General features: G+C 61.9%; 16 protein-coding genes. 3 read left to right on the forward strand and 13 right to left on the reverse strand.

What is annotated here, in order from left to right; genetic code table 11:
- Positions 1 to 76: 76 nt before the first annotated feature.
- From LRQ04_RS03235 to mpaB, 6 genes are read right to left on the reverse strand one after another with little or no spacing between them, the layout of a single operon-like run.
- On the reverse strand, positions 77 to 214 hold the full coding sequence (locus LRQ04_RS03235) for a daptide-type RiPP (RefSeq protein WP_211713282.1): 138 nt from the start codon (positions 212 to 214) through the stop codon (positions 77 to 79).
- Between the two features lie 49 nt (positions 215 to 263).
- On the reverse strand, positions 264 to 389 hold the full coding sequence (locus LRQ04_RS20570) for a daptide-type RiPP (RefSeq protein ID WP_255773712.1): 126 nt from the start codon (positions 387 to 389) through the stop codon (positions 264 to 266).
- Between the two features lie 56 nt (positions 390 to 445).
- Entirely contained in the window at positions 446 to 589 is a 144-nt protein-coding gene (locus LRQ04_RS03240) for a daptide-type RiPP (protein WP_235517646.1), read from the reverse strand.
- A 5-nt stretch (positions 590 to 594) separates the two neighbouring features.
- Positions 595 to 1,827 (reverse strand): daptide-type RiPP biosynthesis dehydogenase, encoded by a 1,233-nt coding sequence (gene mpaC, locus LRQ04_RS03245; protein WP_235517647.1) that lies wholly within the window; start codon positions 1,825 to 1,827, stop codon positions 595 to 597.
- A complete protein-coding gene (gene mpaD / locus LRQ04_RS03250) occupies positions 1,824 to 3,113 on the reverse strand; it encodes a daptide-type RiPP biosynthesis aminotransferase (RefSeq protein WP_235517649.1) in 1,290 nt (429 codons plus the stop codon). Before mpaD ends, mpaC begins: the two co-directional genes overlap by 4 nt.
- On the reverse strand, positions 3,113 to 4,135 hold the full coding sequence (mpaB, locus tag LRQ04_RS03255; protein ID WP_235517651.1) for a daptide biosynthesis RiPP recognition protein: 1,023 nt from the start codon (positions 4,133 to 4,135) through the stop codon (positions 3,113 to 3,115). Before mpaB ends, mpaD begins: the two co-directional genes overlap by 1 nt.
- Positions 4,136 to 4,520: 385 nt before the next feature.
- Here mpaB and LRQ04_RS03260 point away from each other — a divergent pair, with 385 nt between their 5' ends.
- Positions 4,521 to 5,117: a hypothetical protein gene (locus LRQ04_RS03260; protein ID WP_235517653.1), complete on the forward strand. Its 597-nt coding sequence runs from the start codon at positions 4,521 to 4,523 to the stop codon at positions 5,115 to 5,117.
- Here LRQ04_RS03260 and LRQ04_RS03265 read toward each other — a convergent pair.
- From LRQ04_RS03265 to LRQ04_RS03280, 4 genes are all read right to left on the reverse strand, one after another.
- Positions 5,077 to 5,472 (reverse strand): hypothetical protein, encoded by a 396-nt coding sequence (locus LRQ04_RS03265; RefSeq protein WP_235517654.1) that lies wholly within the window; start codon positions 5,470 to 5,472, stop codon positions 5,077 to 5,079. The two genes, LRQ04_RS03260 and LRQ04_RS03265, sit on opposite strands and share 41 nt — an antisense overlap.
- Before the next feature lie 91 nt (positions 5,473 to 5,563).
- Positions 5,564 to 6,889 (reverse strand): MFS transporter, encoded by a 1,326-nt coding sequence (locus tag LRQ04_RS03270; protein WP_235517657.1) that lies wholly within the window; start codon positions 6,887 to 6,889, stop codon positions 5,564 to 5,566.
- Positions 6,886 to 8,466, reverse strand: a complete 1,581-nt coding sequence (locus tag LRQ04_RS03275; RefSeq protein ID WP_235517661.1) for an acyl-CoA synthetase — start codon at positions 8,464 to 8,466, stop codon at positions 6,886 to 6,888. The genes LRQ04_RS03270 and LRQ04_RS03275 overlap by 4 nt, the downstream gene beginning before the upstream one ends.
- Before the next feature lie 33 nt (positions 8,467 to 8,499).
- A complete protein-coding gene (locus tag LRQ04_RS03280) occupies positions 8,500 to 9,264 on the reverse strand; it encodes an enoyl-CoA hydratase/isomerase family protein (protein WP_235517662.1) in 765 nt (254 codons plus the stop codon).
- Between the two features lie 111 nt (positions 9,265 to 9,375).
- Here LRQ04_RS03280 and LRQ04_RS03285 point away from each other — a divergent pair, with 111 nt between their 5' ends.
- Positions 9,376 to 10,272: a LysR substrate-binding domain-containing protein gene (locus tag LRQ04_RS03285; protein WP_235517663.1), complete on the forward strand. Its 897-nt coding sequence runs from the start codon at positions 9,376 to 9,378 to the stop codon at positions 10,270 to 10,272.
- Here LRQ04_RS03285 and LRQ04_RS03290 read toward each other — a convergent pair.
- A complete protein-coding gene (locus LRQ04_RS03290; protein WP_308194861.1) occupies positions 10,269 to 10,637 on the reverse strand; it encodes a PadR family transcriptional regulator in 369 nt (122 codons plus the stop codon). The genes LRQ04_RS03285 and LRQ04_RS03290 overlap by 4 nt on opposite strands.
- Positions 10,638 to 10,816: 179 nt before the next feature.
- On the opposite strand from LRQ04_RS03290, the gene LRQ04_RS03295 reads away from it, so the two are divergent.
- Positions 10,817 to 11,224: a hypothetical protein gene (locus LRQ04_RS03295; protein WP_235517665.1), complete on the forward strand. Its 408-nt coding sequence runs from the start codon at positions 10,817 to 10,819 to the stop codon at positions 11,222 to 11,224.
- A 542-nt stretch (positions 11,225 to 11,766) separates the two neighbouring features.
- Here the strand turns inward: LRQ04_RS03295 and LRQ04_RS03300 are convergent.
- Both LRQ04_RS03300 and LRQ04_RS03305 read right to left on the reverse strand, forming a co-directional pair.
- Positions 11,767 to 12,957 carry a Gfo/Idh/MocA family protein gene (locus tag LRQ04_RS03300; protein WP_235517666.1) on the reverse strand — a complete coding sequence of 397 codons (1,191 nt, stop codon included), beginning with the start codon at positions 12,955 to 12,957 and terminating at the stop codon, positions 11,767 to 11,769.
- Positions 12,958 to 12,960: 3 nt separating this feature from the next.
- Entirely contained in the window at positions 12,961 to 13,704 is a 744-nt protein-coding gene (locus LRQ04_RS03305) for a ThuA domain-containing protein (RefSeq protein WP_235517668.1), read from the reverse strand.

Consider the following 13,704-nt stretch of genomic DNA (forward strand, 5'->3'; position numbering starts at 1 on the left):
GGTGTCCTCCGGAAGTTGGTTGGGCCGGGAGCGCACGCGGGTGGCGACGGAACAGAACACCACCCGCGTGCACTGGCTAGGTGGCGGCGATGCCGACGACGATGCCGGCGATGATGATGACGTCACCGACCCGGATGTACCACGGTGTATCGTCCGGGGTGTCGAGGTTCTCGAGCTCTTCGATGGACAGCTGGAGGTTCGAGGTTGCGATCATTAGCTCCTCCTTTCTTTCTGGCGCTTGCCGGTTGTGGACCGGTGCCTGATTAGGTGATGCTGACGGCGATGATGCCGATGGCGACGCCCTGGGTGACTCCGATGAACCAGTTGTTAAAGTCCGGGGTATCCATCGACTCGATCTCCTGGATGGAGATGTTGAGCTGATCCTGCATGTGTGTTCACCTCCTTTCGGGTGTACTGCGGCTTTGCGTTTCAGCCTGTGGATCGATCAGGTGATCGCCACCGCGATCCCCACCAAAGCCAGGCCTGCTGAGATTCCCTTGATGCGCTCGTCCCAGTCGTCCGGGACATCCATGGGTTCAAGTTCCTGGATGCTGAGGTCCAAGGGCTTGAGTGCTGTGCTGCTGTTCATGTGATTCACCCCCTCTCCCCTGCCACTCGTAGTTGGCCCACTGGGCTTGGCAAGTCTTGGGCTGTCGCCGCCGCTTCGACAGTTGCTGCTGCTTCGGCGAGCACGTGCTGCACCTGAACGGAGTCAATTCCGCGCATCATGGGCAGCGCTCCGCCCCAGTTCAGGATGCTTGCGTCGGCGGTCCGTGCTTCCGCGTCTTTGCTGATGGTGCTGAGCCGGGCGATACCCCAGCGCCACATCAGCTCATCGATGCCGTCGCCCGGGCCGCGGTCAAGCGATGGCTCGACGTCCCTCACCACGGACCACAGCTCGTCGAGCCGGGCTTTGTCGCCCCAGGCTGCGCCGCCGCTGGCGATCTCCCGCCAGATAGGTCCGATCACTGACGCCGTCGCCGTCATCTTCCGCGCCCCGGTGACGTAGGCAAGCTCGTTGGCGACATACCAATGTTTCGCGCCGTAAGGATTGCGTCCCATCAGCGCCCAGCCGGTGTGGGTCTCCATGCTCAGCCGGCCGGCAGCCAGCCTCAGCTCCAGCGATTCGCCCTTGAGCAGGCGTTGCCCCAGCCGAATGATCCGCTGGATGAGGGTGTAGCCGTCGTCGTCGAAGATGTTCGCTGTGCTGCCGATCATGGTCCCAGCCACGCGCAGGAACGCTTCCAGGAGGCCCTCGAAGACCAGCGCCGTCGGCAGGGTGGCGAGGTGGCCGGCGTCGAGCATTGCGGTGTCACCCGCCAGATGGCGGGAGACGATCAAACGGCGCCCGACGGCGGTGTCCAGGCACGCTACGCCGCTGACTTCCGCGCCGGTCCCCACGGTGGACGGCATAAGAATGGTCTTGGGGCGTTCCTTGGTTGCGGTGACTGGAGGCAGGACCAGGAGTCCAGAGCGTTTCGCGTGCCGCTCCGCGAAAATGGGCAGGCTTGGGTCACTTGTGAAAAGGGCGGCGAGTTTCACGGCGTCCAGAACCGACCCGCCTCCCAGCCCAACAACGGTTTGGAGTCCGTTCTCGCGAATGAACGTCCCCACCGCACGCAGGGTCCCAACGGCGACGGGTGCGGCGGCGAGCTCGAGGACCGGCACGCCTTTGAGGTCACCGGCCAGGAGTTTGTCCCTGTGCTGCTGCAGTGCTTTGTCTACCACCAGGCCTGTCCGGCCGCGGGTGATTCCACCGATGTACTTGGGCGACATTCCCGCGCCCAGCACTACGCAGCGTGTCTTCCACAGGTGGTCGGCGATCATGCGAACACTCCGTCGAAATGGGCCATGGTGAGGCCCGCTTTGAGGGCGGCCCTGAGCTCCTCGAAGTTCTCCTCGGTGTACACGAGCGCTGGAAGAAGCTGTATGCGCCCGGGCCCTGGCTGCACCATGGCGCCTGCAAGGTGGATCCGTTTCACCACCGCCAGGACGCTGTTGGCGGACAGGGGCAGCCCGTTGTTGGAGAGGAGTTTGAGGCCCCGCATGCAGCCGCGGCCGGACGCGTTGCCCACGCCTTTGGTATCCTGGAGTTCGGCGATGAGTGTGTCCAGGCCACGTGAAACTTTTTTGTTGAGGGTCCTGAAGTCGAGCCGCCGCATTTCGTCGATGGTGCCCAGGATCGCGGCGCATGTTGCGGGGGTTCCTGCCTGCGTTTCCCCATGGACGAACACGGCCTCGTTCTTGTCGAAGGTTTCGGTGATTTTTTGGCTGATGAGCAGTGCGGCGCAGGCGCTGGTGCCGTTGGTCAGGCCTTTGGATGTAATGATGACGTCCGGCTGCTCCGCCCAGTCATCGGACGCGAACCAGCCACCCACCCGGCCGAATCCGGTGGCAACCTCGTCCGCCACCAGGAGGAAGCCGTGCTGCTTTCTGTGCTTCATGACTTCTTGCAGGAAGTCGTCCGGAACTGCTTCCGCGCCCGATCCGAGGACCGGTTCCACAATGACCGCTGCGATCCTGTGGCCTTCGCGGTTCATCAGTTGGGTCAGTTCCCTGCCATCGTCATCGAACGCAATGTGGCGGATGTTCCTCTGATCCACGGCGTACATGGCCTGCCCGAGTTCGTCGCCACTGAGGGCCTGGCTCCCGTACGTGAGCCCGTGATAGCTGCCCTTGAGGCCGACAATGAGTTTCCGCTCCGGTTGCCCGTCCAAGACGAAGTACTGACGGGCGAGCTTCATCACGGCGTCGTTAGCGGCACCGCCGGAGGTTGAAAAGACAACGCGGTGAAAGGGGTGTTTTGGCAGTCCCAGGAGGGCTGCGGAGGCCTCGATGGCTTGGCGGTGGGCTGAACGAAAGAGCGGCAAGTACGAGGCAGCTTGAAGTTCCGCGCTGATGTTCGCGGCGATGCGTTGGTTGCCGTAGCCCAGATTGGCGTTCCAGAGCCCGCTCTTGGCACAGAGCCTCCGCTGCCCATCCTCAAAGGTGACGTGAACGCCGTCGGCCTTCACAGCTGTGAAGCTGTCCGCGGCGAAATCATGCTGGGTTGTCAGCGGAACCCAAAGCGGCAACTGTGTGCGTGGCGTTGGGAGCAGGGGCACGACGGTCATCACATGCCGCCCATGATGTCGATGCCGAGCTGGTCAAATCGTGCCAGGACAGCACGTGCGGATTCCTCAGCGATCTCGGCTGTTACGTTGAGTTGCGGTGCTGCCTTGATGGCGGCAGCTTTGACATCCCTCAGGTTGGAAACGGCCTCGATGATGGCTGCTGCATCCGGGCCGAGTTTGAAGAGACGGCCCGTCTTGGTATCCAAAAGGGTGCGGTCCGAGCCCCTGGTGAGGATGAAGGGGGCCTGTGGTGACGGGAGGTCGTCACTGGGTGCTGCACCGTAAAGGCTCGTGCCAAATCCCACCAGCTTGGTGGAGGAGCGCTCCTCACGGGGAATAAACTTCCACGCGTCCAAGGCGGCCAAGTAGCGGGGTATCCAAGGTTTGGCAGCCAAGGAATCCTGGATGTCCCACGGGTAGTAAACAGCGGCCACCGCCGACTCCGGACGGAGCATGATGGCCCGTATCTTGAGATCCGCCAGGTGGTCACCCACCTTGCCGATCCTGGTTCCGTATGGTCCGTTGAGGACAGATCCGTCCTTGGCGATGTGGAGCCTGGACATCAGCAGGTTGTTCTTCTGCGTGCCGTTCAGGAGTCCCCGTTCCGCCAGTACCGCGTTGACCTCGGTGAGTTGCGGGACGAAGTGGCCCGAGCGGCGGGCTTCCTCCGCATCGTCAAAGAAGGCCTGCCAGTCCTCCTTGGTGGTGATCCTGACGACCGTCACACCCACCAGGTTCACGAACGGGATGGCTATGTAATCCTGGATCTCAAGGCTGAGCGTGCCGTCCACCAGAAGTTCTTCGCCGGCGGTGTCGAACGATCCGGTGACTGTGACAATGGCCTGGTCATCCTTGTCGCCGTTGTAGACGAGGATGGTGGAGCCTTCAGCGGCGAGGGTCTTGGCGTAGTCCGTGTGTTCGGGATTCTCTACGAAAATGACATGACCCGGAATGCGACCCGGAATGCCGGTGATCCACTGATCCGTGGCGGCGGCAATGCGTTGTTGCTGACTCAGCTTCAACTCCCCAACCCCAATAGTCGTTCACGTTCTTCTGGAGCGGCCGCCGTGTTTTACCGCGGGCTCGTTCTGGGAAGGACACTATGGGCGGGCTGGAGGGCCACAGGGTGGAAAGCCGAAACTAGGTGGTGAACAGGCCCGTTTCGGCCGGAATTTAGGGGTACCTAGGTGCTGAATTGAGGGTATCTAGGTGGTGAAAGGTGGAGCGTGGTTCCAGCTGGAGTGGTTTCGCTGGGCGGCGTCGGCGGTCCACGTGGCCTGGGACCTCACGCTGGCGAACCCGGCACCCCATTTCGATGGATCGCTGCGCATTAGACGTTGCCAACCATCTAATGCGCAGCGAGCCATCGAATTGGAGCTCTGTTCCACCAGCGGAGTAGCCTGCCATATGGAGTCATTCACGTGGGCAAAAGCCCCTGCAGAAAACCCGGATAAAACCAAGGTCGCTGTGCTGCTGCCGGGGTCCGGGTATCCAGTGGAAGGCCCGGTCCTGTTTTGGGTCGGGGAAATGCTGGGTTCGCTTGGTTGGCACGTTCAGGCCGTGCGGTGGACTCCCGATGATTCGCCCAGTGTTGACCCGCACTCCTTTATGGCCAGGGCCGTCGAAAGCGCCTTCGCTTCCTCTCCGGATGCCCACCAGAGGCTGATTGTTGCCAAGTCATTCAGCACGTTGAGCATTCCGTGGGCAGAAAACAACAACGTGCCGGGTATCTGGCTGACGCCGCTGCTGACAGATTCTCTCGTACGGACCACAATTGCGGCGACGTCCAAGGACGACCTCTTTGTTGGCGGTTCGCTGGACAAGCTGTGGGACGGCGGAAGGAAGTCCGAGCGTTGCGGGACATTCCTGGAGGTGCCGGGAGCCGGTCATTCTTTGCAGATCCCGGACGATTGGCGGGCTTCGCAGACGGCTCAGGGCGAGGTGTTTGAGCGAATCGAGGAATTCATTGCGACGGAGCTACCGGAACCGCATGAGTATTCGTAGGGACGGCAACAACTTGAACGTCGTCTTCATAAAGGATCGTGCCGGGATCAGCTGAATAGAATGCGTCGCAGGGGATGTCGTGGCGACGCAGAAGATCGGAATAGAGACCTATTCTGTCTATCAGGTGTGTAGCTGAGAGCTTGAACCAAGCCTGTGCGTGCAGGGATGCATAGATTGGCGCCTCAGGCGTGGCGTATGCAGCGTCGTAGAAGTCGTTGGCGCTGCGCCAAAGACCCCAGTCTTCGGGGCTGAGACGGCCTTCCTTCGCCAATCTGTTCGCCAGGGCGAAGATCCCGAGGTATCGCCCCTTGGCATCAGGCGTAGTCGACTGGTAGCGCACAAAGCGTTGTTCCATACTGCCTAGCCAAGCAGCAGCCTGCAACTGGACGCAACGAAGCCCCAGCGAGCCTGCATAAACAGACTCGCCGGGGCTTCGTTTCGAACCCCTACAGAACTGTCGTCCGCGACAACGACAGGTTCTTGGTTTCACGGAAGAACAGGACCACAACCACCGCTGACACAAGCGCCATGCCCATCAGGTAGAAGGCCGGAGCCAGCGGGGTTCCAAAGCCAGCTACCAAGCCGGTAGCAACGAACGGAGCTGTTCCGCCGAAGAGCACGTAGGCCAGCGTGTACCCAATTGCAGAGCCCGAAGCCCGGACCGATGACGGGAACATCTCCACGAGTGCCGGCACGTTCGACGTACCGATCACGGCCACCAACGCACCCAGGACACTGGTTCCCAGGATTGCGAAACCGAGTCCCAGTGGCATGATCGAGAACGCCGGAATGGTCATCACCACAAAACCTACGCACGCCACCAGCAGCATCTTCTTCCGACCATGCCGATCACTCAAACGCGCAGCCAGCGGGCAGACAGCCGTGTACACCAGCATGGTGATCACGCTCGTAAGCATCGACTCGGCCGAGGAGTAACCAAGGCTCGAGGTCATGTACGCGATCATGTAACTGCTCATCAGGTAGTAGGCGATCGCGTTGGTGATGCTGTAGCCGAAAAGCGTGAAGATCTGGCGCGAACACATCCGGATGGCATCGCCCAACGGCCGCTTAGCCACTTCACCCTTGTTTTCCAGGCCACGGAACACCGGGGTGTCGTCCACCTTGGACCGGATATACAGCCCAATCAGACCCAGCGGTGCGGCCAGCAGGAAGGGAATCCGCCAGCCCCAAGCCTGGAGATCGGCCGTGCTCAACGTGGAGGTAATAGCGACACCAAGCAAAGCACCGGCAACCGACGCCAGCCCGACGGTCGCCGGAATGATGCTGGCGTACGTTGCCCGTTTACCTTCCGGAGCGTATTCGACAATGAAGGCAGATGATCCCGTGTACTCGCCACCGGTCGTGAAGCCCTGCACCGCACGGAAGACAAACAGCAGGATCGGCGCCCACACCCCGATGACCGCGAACGTTGGCAGGATACCGATGCAGAACGTCGCCGCGCTCATGATCAGGACGCACAACCCGAGCATCTTGTTCCGGCCAATCCGGTCGCCGTAGCGTCCAAAGAAAGCTCCCCCGAGCGGCCTGGCGATGAAGCCGCCGGCGAAGATCGCCCACACGGCCAGAAGTGACGCCGTCGTGCTGTAATCCGGGAAGAAGAGCTTCGCGATGGTGACGGACATGACCGCATAGGCCGCGGAGTCGAACCATTCGACAAAATTTCCAACGGCGGCTGCCGCGGCAACGCGCTTGAGGCTCCGGCGCGGGGACGCCTCGGTTTCGGCGGCGGAATTCTGGGTCACAGTATTCATGATGACTGTCCTTCACGGAGATTGTGCGGGAGTGCGCGGAGTTGGGCGCGCTGGACTTTGCCCGTGGCCGATTTCGGCAGCGCGGCGACGTATTCGATGAACCGCGGGTACGCGAACCGGGAGAAGTTCTCCTTGACGTGCGCCACGATGGTTTCGCTCAGTTCCGCTCCCCCGGCGTGACCAGGCATGAGTTCGATCCAGGCCTTGATGGACTGGCCGCGGAGTTCGTCGGGCACGCCCGTTACGGACACGTCCTTCACTGCGTCGAGCTCGCGGATTACTGCCTCCAGCTCGTACGGCCCAACCCGGTAGCCGGACGTTTTGATAACGTCGTCGGTCCTCCCCAGGAACCAGAAATAGCCGTCCTCATCCGCGTAGGCCTGGTCCTTGGTGTGGTACCAACCGCCGCCGAACGCGGAGGCAGAGGCGTCCGGCATGTTCCAGTATCCCAAGGGAAACTGGGGGTTGGATCGGGCGCGGAGGCAGACCTCACCCGTCTCACCCGGGGCCACCTCCTGCTCATTGTCGTCCAGCAAGCGGACATCCCATCCAGGAAGTGGACGGCCCATGGACCCAGGCTTCACCGGAACGTCCGGGTAGTTGCCCAGCAAAGGGTAGGACTCCGTGGAGCCGTAGTAGTCCAGCAGCGTCACGCCGTACTGCGCTTCGAACCACGTGATCAGGTCTGGTGTCAGCGGCTCGTTGGACGAACAAACCGTCCGCAGGGACAGCGGGAAGCGGGCGCCGGCGTCGGGCACGTCTTCGCGCATCTTGCGCAGGAACGTCGGGTTGACCAGCGCGCTGGTGACGCGGTGGCGGCTCATGCTGTCCAGCAGGGCTGCGGGATCAAAGCCGCCTTCGGGCCGGAAGACCAAATGGGTGGCACCGAGCCGCAGCGGACCCATCAGCTTAGCGAGCGACCACGCCCAGTCCCCTGCGCCGTAGAACACATCACCGTCGCCGAGCTGGTGGCAATACTCGAACTCGTTGTGGCCCAGGAGTGTGCGGTGCGCGTGGACAATCCCCTTAGCCCGGCCGGTGGTGCCCGAGGTGTAGAAGATGAGGGCGGGGTCGTCGGCTTTGGTGTCGACGTCCTGGAATTCGGTCGGCGCTTCTTGGATGGCCGGACTGTCGATGTCGATGAACGTACCTTCGAAGTCCTCGAACAGATGCCGCGCCTTGTCTTCGGCGATAATCACCGACGCTCCACTGTCTTCGAGCCGGAAACGGATCGGCTCCGCGGCCCAGAGCAGAGACATGGTCACCAGGATGGCGCCCGTCCGCAGCACTCCGAGGTACGCGGCGGGGGTGTCGGACCGCTGCGGCAGTAGAACGGCCACACGGTCGCCCTTCTTGATGCCGGCCTTTTGCAGGGTCGCGGCGATCTGGCGGGAACGGTCCTGGATTTCGCCCCAGCTCACCTCACGTTGACCTTCGACGGCGGACTCCAGGATGAGTGCCCGCTTGTCCCTTGGGTGGTGGTCGGCGACGTCGACGGCCATGTTGTAGAGCTCCGGCACCTCCCAGCGGTGACTGTCGCGCAGCTCGGCGTAGCGGTCTTGGGTTGCGGTCTTCATGGTGTTGTCTCCTCCCTTCAGCGATTCAGCGGTTCAGCGGCGGCCGGAGAGGAAGCGGGCCATCTCGCGCTGCGGTTCGCCCGTGCCATACGCCTCGCGGTGCACGCGCTTGGCTTCCGCCATGGCGTCCGTGAGGTCGTCATCTTCCAGGCTGCGCAGGCGGTTCTTGGTCAAGCGAACGGCACCCGGAGGAAGGAGGCTCAAGCGCGTGGCGAGTTCCTGGGCGTAAGCCAGCGTGCCGCCGTCGTCCGCCAAGTAGTTGAGGAGGCCGAGACGCTGAGCCTCGGCGGCGTCCACCAGTTCGCCGGTGAGGACGAACTGGGACGTTTTGGACTTGCCCAGGATGCTCCACATGGCCCAGATTCCGGTGATGCTGGGGATGCCGGACAGGACTTCGGGCTGGCCCATGCGGACCTGCAAGTCACCGACGCGGAGGTCCGCGAGGAGCGAGTACTGGAAACCGGAGCCGGCGGCGACGCCGTTGACCGCGGCGATGGTGATCTGGTCGAGGTTGCGTACGGCGCGGTAGAGGCGGTCGAAGCCGTCGATCCATGCCTCGGCCGAGGCGTGGTCATCGGGGTTCATGCCAGCGGTTTCGGCGAGGTCCTGCCCGGCGCAGAAGGCGCGGCCCGTTCCCGTGAGGATGACGGCGCGGACTTCGTCGTTGCCATTGAGGCCTTCGAGGTGGGCGATGAGTTCATCCCGCATGGATTTGGTCCAGGCGTTGAGCTTGTCCGGGCGGTTGAGCGTGATGGTGGCGACGGGGCCGTTCTGTTCGAAGAGTACTTCCTGGGACACGGTGTTTCCTTTAGGTTTGCCTTTGGTGTTGTCCCATCTGACCATCGCCAATTGTGACCGGTCTAACATCAATATCTACTCACCTTGATACCAAACTGATATGGTGCGGCGATGGACCTCCACCATCTGAAGTACTTCGTGGTGCTCTCCGAGGAGTTGCATTTCGGCCGTGCGGCACAGCGTTTGCACATGGCCCAGCCACCGCTGTCGCAGCGGATCAAAGACCTGGAGAAAGAGCTCGGGGTGCTGCTTTTTCACCGGCGACGGACCGGTGTGGAGCTGTCCGAAGCCGGCGCCCTTCTGCTGGAGCACGCACGTGGGGTGCTGGACCATGTGGCCATGGCGCAGGAGTCGATGCGCCGGATCCGCCCTGGGGCTTCCGGGGTGCTGCAGGTGGCGGTGCCGCCGGACACGAACCCGGTTGCGCTGTCCACGATGGTGTCTTCCTTTGCCACATCGGCGCCGGACGTACTGTTGAACCTCCACGAGCTCACCACAGTGGAGCAGGTTGAGCGATTGCGCGACGGCGAACTGGACGTTGCAGTGGTCCGTCACCCTTTGAGCAGCGTGGGTTTTGCGTCAGGGCCGGTGTTCTCGCGGGCGCTGGGGGTGGTGATGAATGCTTCACATCCGCTGGCTTCATTGTCATCGGTCAGGTTGGGTGACCTGGCCGGGAGCCCGTTGATCATCTTCCCACGGCACATGGCGCCCACGCTGTACGACTCGTTCCTGCATACCTGCCGGGACGCCGGGTACTTGCCGGCCGCGATTGTCCATGCCCGGAACCAACACTTCACGCACGGGCTGATCATGGCTGGCCGTGGCGTGCACTTCAACGAGGAGCCGTGGACTCCGTTGCCTTCAGGAATAGTGTGGCGACCGCTGGTTGGTGATCCCTTGGCGTGGCGGACGTCGGCGTTGTGGTTGAAGAGCCGTCGGTCGGCTGAGACGGACGCGTTTGTGGCTGCTGTGGGTGCGGGGTTGGAGGCGGGTGGACATGTAGCTTAGTCTCCGCGGTGCAGATTCGGCCGGTTCTGAACCTGATTCCGTCTATTGGCTTGCAATCCCAAAGAGCTGCAGTCCCCAGGTCCCGTCTCCAGTAGTTGAAGTAGAGCCGCGCGCAACTCTTTCCAAGTTGAGTGTCGTTGCTCCAAGGCGTCATACCCTGCCGCCGTCAATTCGTAACGTTTTCGAGGTGGACCGCTGGGTGAGAGTTCCCACCTGTACTGCAACAGTCCCTGACCGGTGAGTCTGTTCAACAGTCCATACAGATCGCTTTCGCATGCCAGCAATTCGTGCACCGCTCGCAGTTTTTGTGTCATTTCATATGCATGAGCTGGGCCCTTCTTTAGGACAGCCAAAACCGCAAACACAACCAATGCGCGCCGAATGCCACTCCGCTCTCCTGCCCCCAGCTAACCATGACCGAAAGGTACCTCTCGGGACGTTGTAGATCAAAGTCAAGTCCCATTTAGGTTCGTCGAATCAAGGCAACTCGGTCTTGACCGACGAAGAGGAATGGGCCATTTAGCCATTCCGGATCTGGGGAATTATGCAGTCTGATGTACTAGTCAATGACGCGACGCCAGCCCAGAAAAAGCGGCACACCAAGCTTCGAATTACACTCTTGGGGGCCGCCCTGGCAGTCAGCGCGGTAGTAACACCACTTGCCATTGCGCCAGCAAACGCAACTGGGGGCGTCGACTACTTTTGTGCAAGCAGTTGGGGAACAACGGTTTGGAACGGCCACGATCCCTACGCTTGTAGCGGTACCCTCACCGGCTACCGGGACGGCTATAACGTGGGATCAGTCAATATGGTTCAACTGATTGCTGACCAGCCCCCTCGCACAGAGCTCGACCTGAACCAATGGTGCTCAGATAACTCGTTCTACTGCACGATGGCGGCGGGCGCGTTCTGGGCCTTTGTCAGTGGCGTCATCGGTGCTGCAAACAGTTGATCCATTCCCGCTAAGGCGCTACCACGGCAGAATTGCCGTGGTAGCGTCACCTTATGAAAGTGACTCCTCAAATGCGCCGCACTCTAATCGTGTTTCTGGCTGGATTCATCTCTTTCGCCATTATGTGGCCGATCCTCGGCGTTTTACCCTCGCTAGGTGTCGGGCTCGTGGTAGCAGCAGCCGCCTTGGCAATCGATGCTGGGATATCCTCGCGCCGCAGGGCTCGCAAAGAAGCGTAGGCCTCTAGCGGCAATCAGAGCCTCGTTTCGCATCCGAGCCACCTACTGGCCACGACTGTTGATCTGATATCCGGAGACTGGAGCGGAACCAATCCCGTAGTCACGGCTGGCAACCGACGCAATGTCGTTGTCGAGTTAGAAGAATCGAAATCATCGGCAGCGTACCCGGGGAATTCGAAGCACCCGCCTGGTCAACGGATGGTGGTCTAAGGATTAGTAGGTTGCGAACAAAGGGCGACGTTGTTGTGACGGCGGGGTTCTCCTGTCACGTAGATCTGTTGCCCATCAACTCGGGAAGTCCATCTACTGGTGCAACGGACCCGAAGATAGTCGTCCGTGAAAGCGTCTCTCCACCTCCGTCACCACACTCCGGTTCCGCGCCGACTCTTCAACGGCGGCCAGCACTCGCTGGACCTGCAGCCCATCGTCGAACGACGGCGACGGCGTCTCACCGGAGCGAACGGCAAGCAGGAAGTCGCGCACCTGGTGCGTGAAGGTGTGTTCCCACCCGATGATGTGCCCCTGCGGCCACCACGCCGCAGCGTAAGGGTGCTCGGGCTCATTCACCAGGATCCGCCGGAACCCTTGCTCCCGCACAGGCAGCGTAGCGTCAAGAAAACCGAGCTCGTTCAGGTTTTCCAGGTCGAACGTCAGCGAACCCAAGGACCCGTAGATCTCAATCTTCAACGAGTTCTTCTGCCCGGTAGCCACCCGTGACGCTTCCACCGAGGCCCCCACGCCGCCGGTCAGCCCCAAGGTGGCCCACGCGGCGTCGTCGACTGTCACTTTCTCCAGCCCAGCGGCACCGGGGCGTTCGGTCACAAATGTCCGCAGCGTCCCCGTCACTTCGGTGACAATCTGCCCGGTGAGGTGCTGGACCTGGTCGATGGCGTGGGAAGCAATGTCGCCGAGGGCCCCGGAGCCTGCGGTCTCCTTCCGCAGACGCCAACTCATGGGGGCGTCGACGTCGGAAAGCCAGTCCTGGAGGTAGGCGGCGCGTACGTGCCGCACAGTTCCGAGACGTCCTTCGGCAATCAGGTCCCGAGCCAAGGCGAGCGCGGGAACCCGCCGGTAGTTGAACCCGACCATCGACTGCACCCCCTGTTCCCGGGCCGAAGCCGCCGCGGAAGCCATCAGCTCGGCCTCTTCCAGCGTGTTGGCGAGCGGCTTCTCTACCAGCACGTGTTTCCCCGCGGCCAAAGCTTCAAGAGCGATCTCGGCGTGCATCCAGCCGGGAGCGCAGATGTCCACGATGTCGATGTCGTCCCGCGAGATCACGGAGCGCCAGTCGGTAGCGGACTCGGCCCATCCATACTTGGCGGCAGCCGCTGAAACCAAGCCGGCGTCCCGGCCCACGAGCACTTTCTGCTCGAAGGCCGGGACGTCGAAGAAGCTGGCCACATTCCGCCACGCGTTCGAATGGGCTTTCCCCATGAACGCATAGCCGATCGCAGCAACGCCCAAGGGACGCCCCACAGGAAGAGAAGTGTTCATGGCTTAGGCGAACCAGTCCCGCGCAGGGTTGGAAACCTCGGGCGCCTCCCGGAAGACACCCGGCTGGGCCACCCAACCGACACCGTTGGCGATGACCTTCTGGATCTGCGGCTGGTGGTACACCGGGTATTCCTGGTCGCCGGGGCTGAAGTAGAAGATCCGTCCCTTGCCGCGGGAGAACGTCACGCCGGAGCGGAACACCTCGCCGCCCTCAAACGAGCTGATGAAGATCAGGTCATCGGGCTCCGGGATATCGAACAGTTCGCCGTACATTTCCTGCTGCGGAATCACGATCGGGCTTTCAATGCCGGCGGCAATCGGGTGCGAGGGCTTGACGGTCCACACCAGCTCGCGTTCCCCTTCGTTGCGCCATTTCAAGGAGCACGTGGTCCCCAACAAGCGGGTGAAGATCTTCGCGAAGTGCCCGGAGTGGAGCACAATCAGCCCCATGCCGCCGAGCACATGCCGCTGCACGCGGTCCACTACTTCGTCAGCGACGTCCCCATGAGCGATGTGCCCCCACCACAGCAGCACGTCGGTCTGTTCTAGAACTTCTTCGGAAAGTCCGTGCTCAGGATCAGCCAAGGTAGCGGTGGTGATTTCAGAGTCCGGGTAGAACCCCCGAAGCCCGGCGGCGATGGCGCCGTGGATCCCTTCGGGGTACATCTCGCCGATGGTCGCGGGCTCGTTGCGCGCTTCGTGGACGGCTTCGTTCCAGACAACGATTTTCAACTTGGTCTCGGTCAT

Source organism: Paenarthrobacter sp. AR 02 (assembly GCF_021538675.1).
Taxonomy (GTDB): Bacteria; Actinomycetota; Actinomycetes; order Actinomycetales; family Micrococcaceae; genus Arthrobacter.

Coding starts and splice junctions, on each gene's coding strand:
- LRQ04_RS03235 (WP_211713282.1), bottom strand. CDS start 214: ATGATCGCAACCTCGAACCTCCAGCTGTCCATCGAAGAGCTCGAGAAC.
- LRQ04_RS20570 (WP_255773712.1), bottom strand. CDS start 389: ATGCAGGATCAGCTCAACATCTCCATCCAGGAGATCGAGTCGATGGAT.
- LRQ04_RS03240 (WP_235517646.1), bottom strand. CDS start 589: ATGAACAGCAGCACAGCACTCAAGCCCTTGGACCTCAGCATCCAGGAA.
- mpaC (WP_235517647.1), bottom strand. CDS start 1,827: ATGATCGCCGACCACCTGTGGAAGACACGCTGCGTAGTGCTGGGCGCG.
- mpaD (WP_235517649.1), bottom strand. CDS start 3,113: ATGACCGTCGTGCCCCTGCTCCCAACGCCACGCACACAGTTGCCGCTT.
- LRQ04_RS03260 (WP_235517653.1), top strand. CDS start 4,521: ATGGAGTCATTCACGTGGGCAAAAGCCCCTGCAGAAAACCCGGATAAA.
- LRQ04_RS03265 (WP_235517654.1), bottom strand. CDS start 5,472: ATGGAACAACGCTTTGTGCGCTACCAGTCGACTACGCCTGATGCCAAG.
- LRQ04_RS03270 (WP_235517657.1), bottom strand. CDS start 6,889: ATGAATACTGTGACCCAGAATTCCGCCGCCGAAACCGAGGCGTCCCCG.
- LRQ04_RS03275 (WP_235517661.1), bottom strand. CDS start 8,466: ATGAAGACCGCAACCCAAGACCGCTACGCCGAGCTGCGCGACAGTCAC.
- LRQ04_RS03285 (WP_235517663.1), top strand. CDS start 9,376: ATGGACCTCCACCATCTGAAGTACTTCGTGGTGCTCTCCGAGGAGTTG.
- LRQ04_RS03295 (WP_235517665.1), top strand. CDS start 10,817: ATGCAGTCTGATGTACTAGTCAATGACGCGACGCCAGCCCAGAAAAAG.
- LRQ04_RS03300 (WP_235517666.1), bottom strand. CDS start 12,957: ATGAACACTTCTCTTCCTGTGGGGCGTCCCTTGGGCGTTGCTGCGATC.
- LRQ04_RS03305 (WP_235517668.1), bottom strand. CDS start 13,704: ATGACCGAGACCAAGTTGAAAATCGTTGTCTGGAACGAAGCCGTCCAC.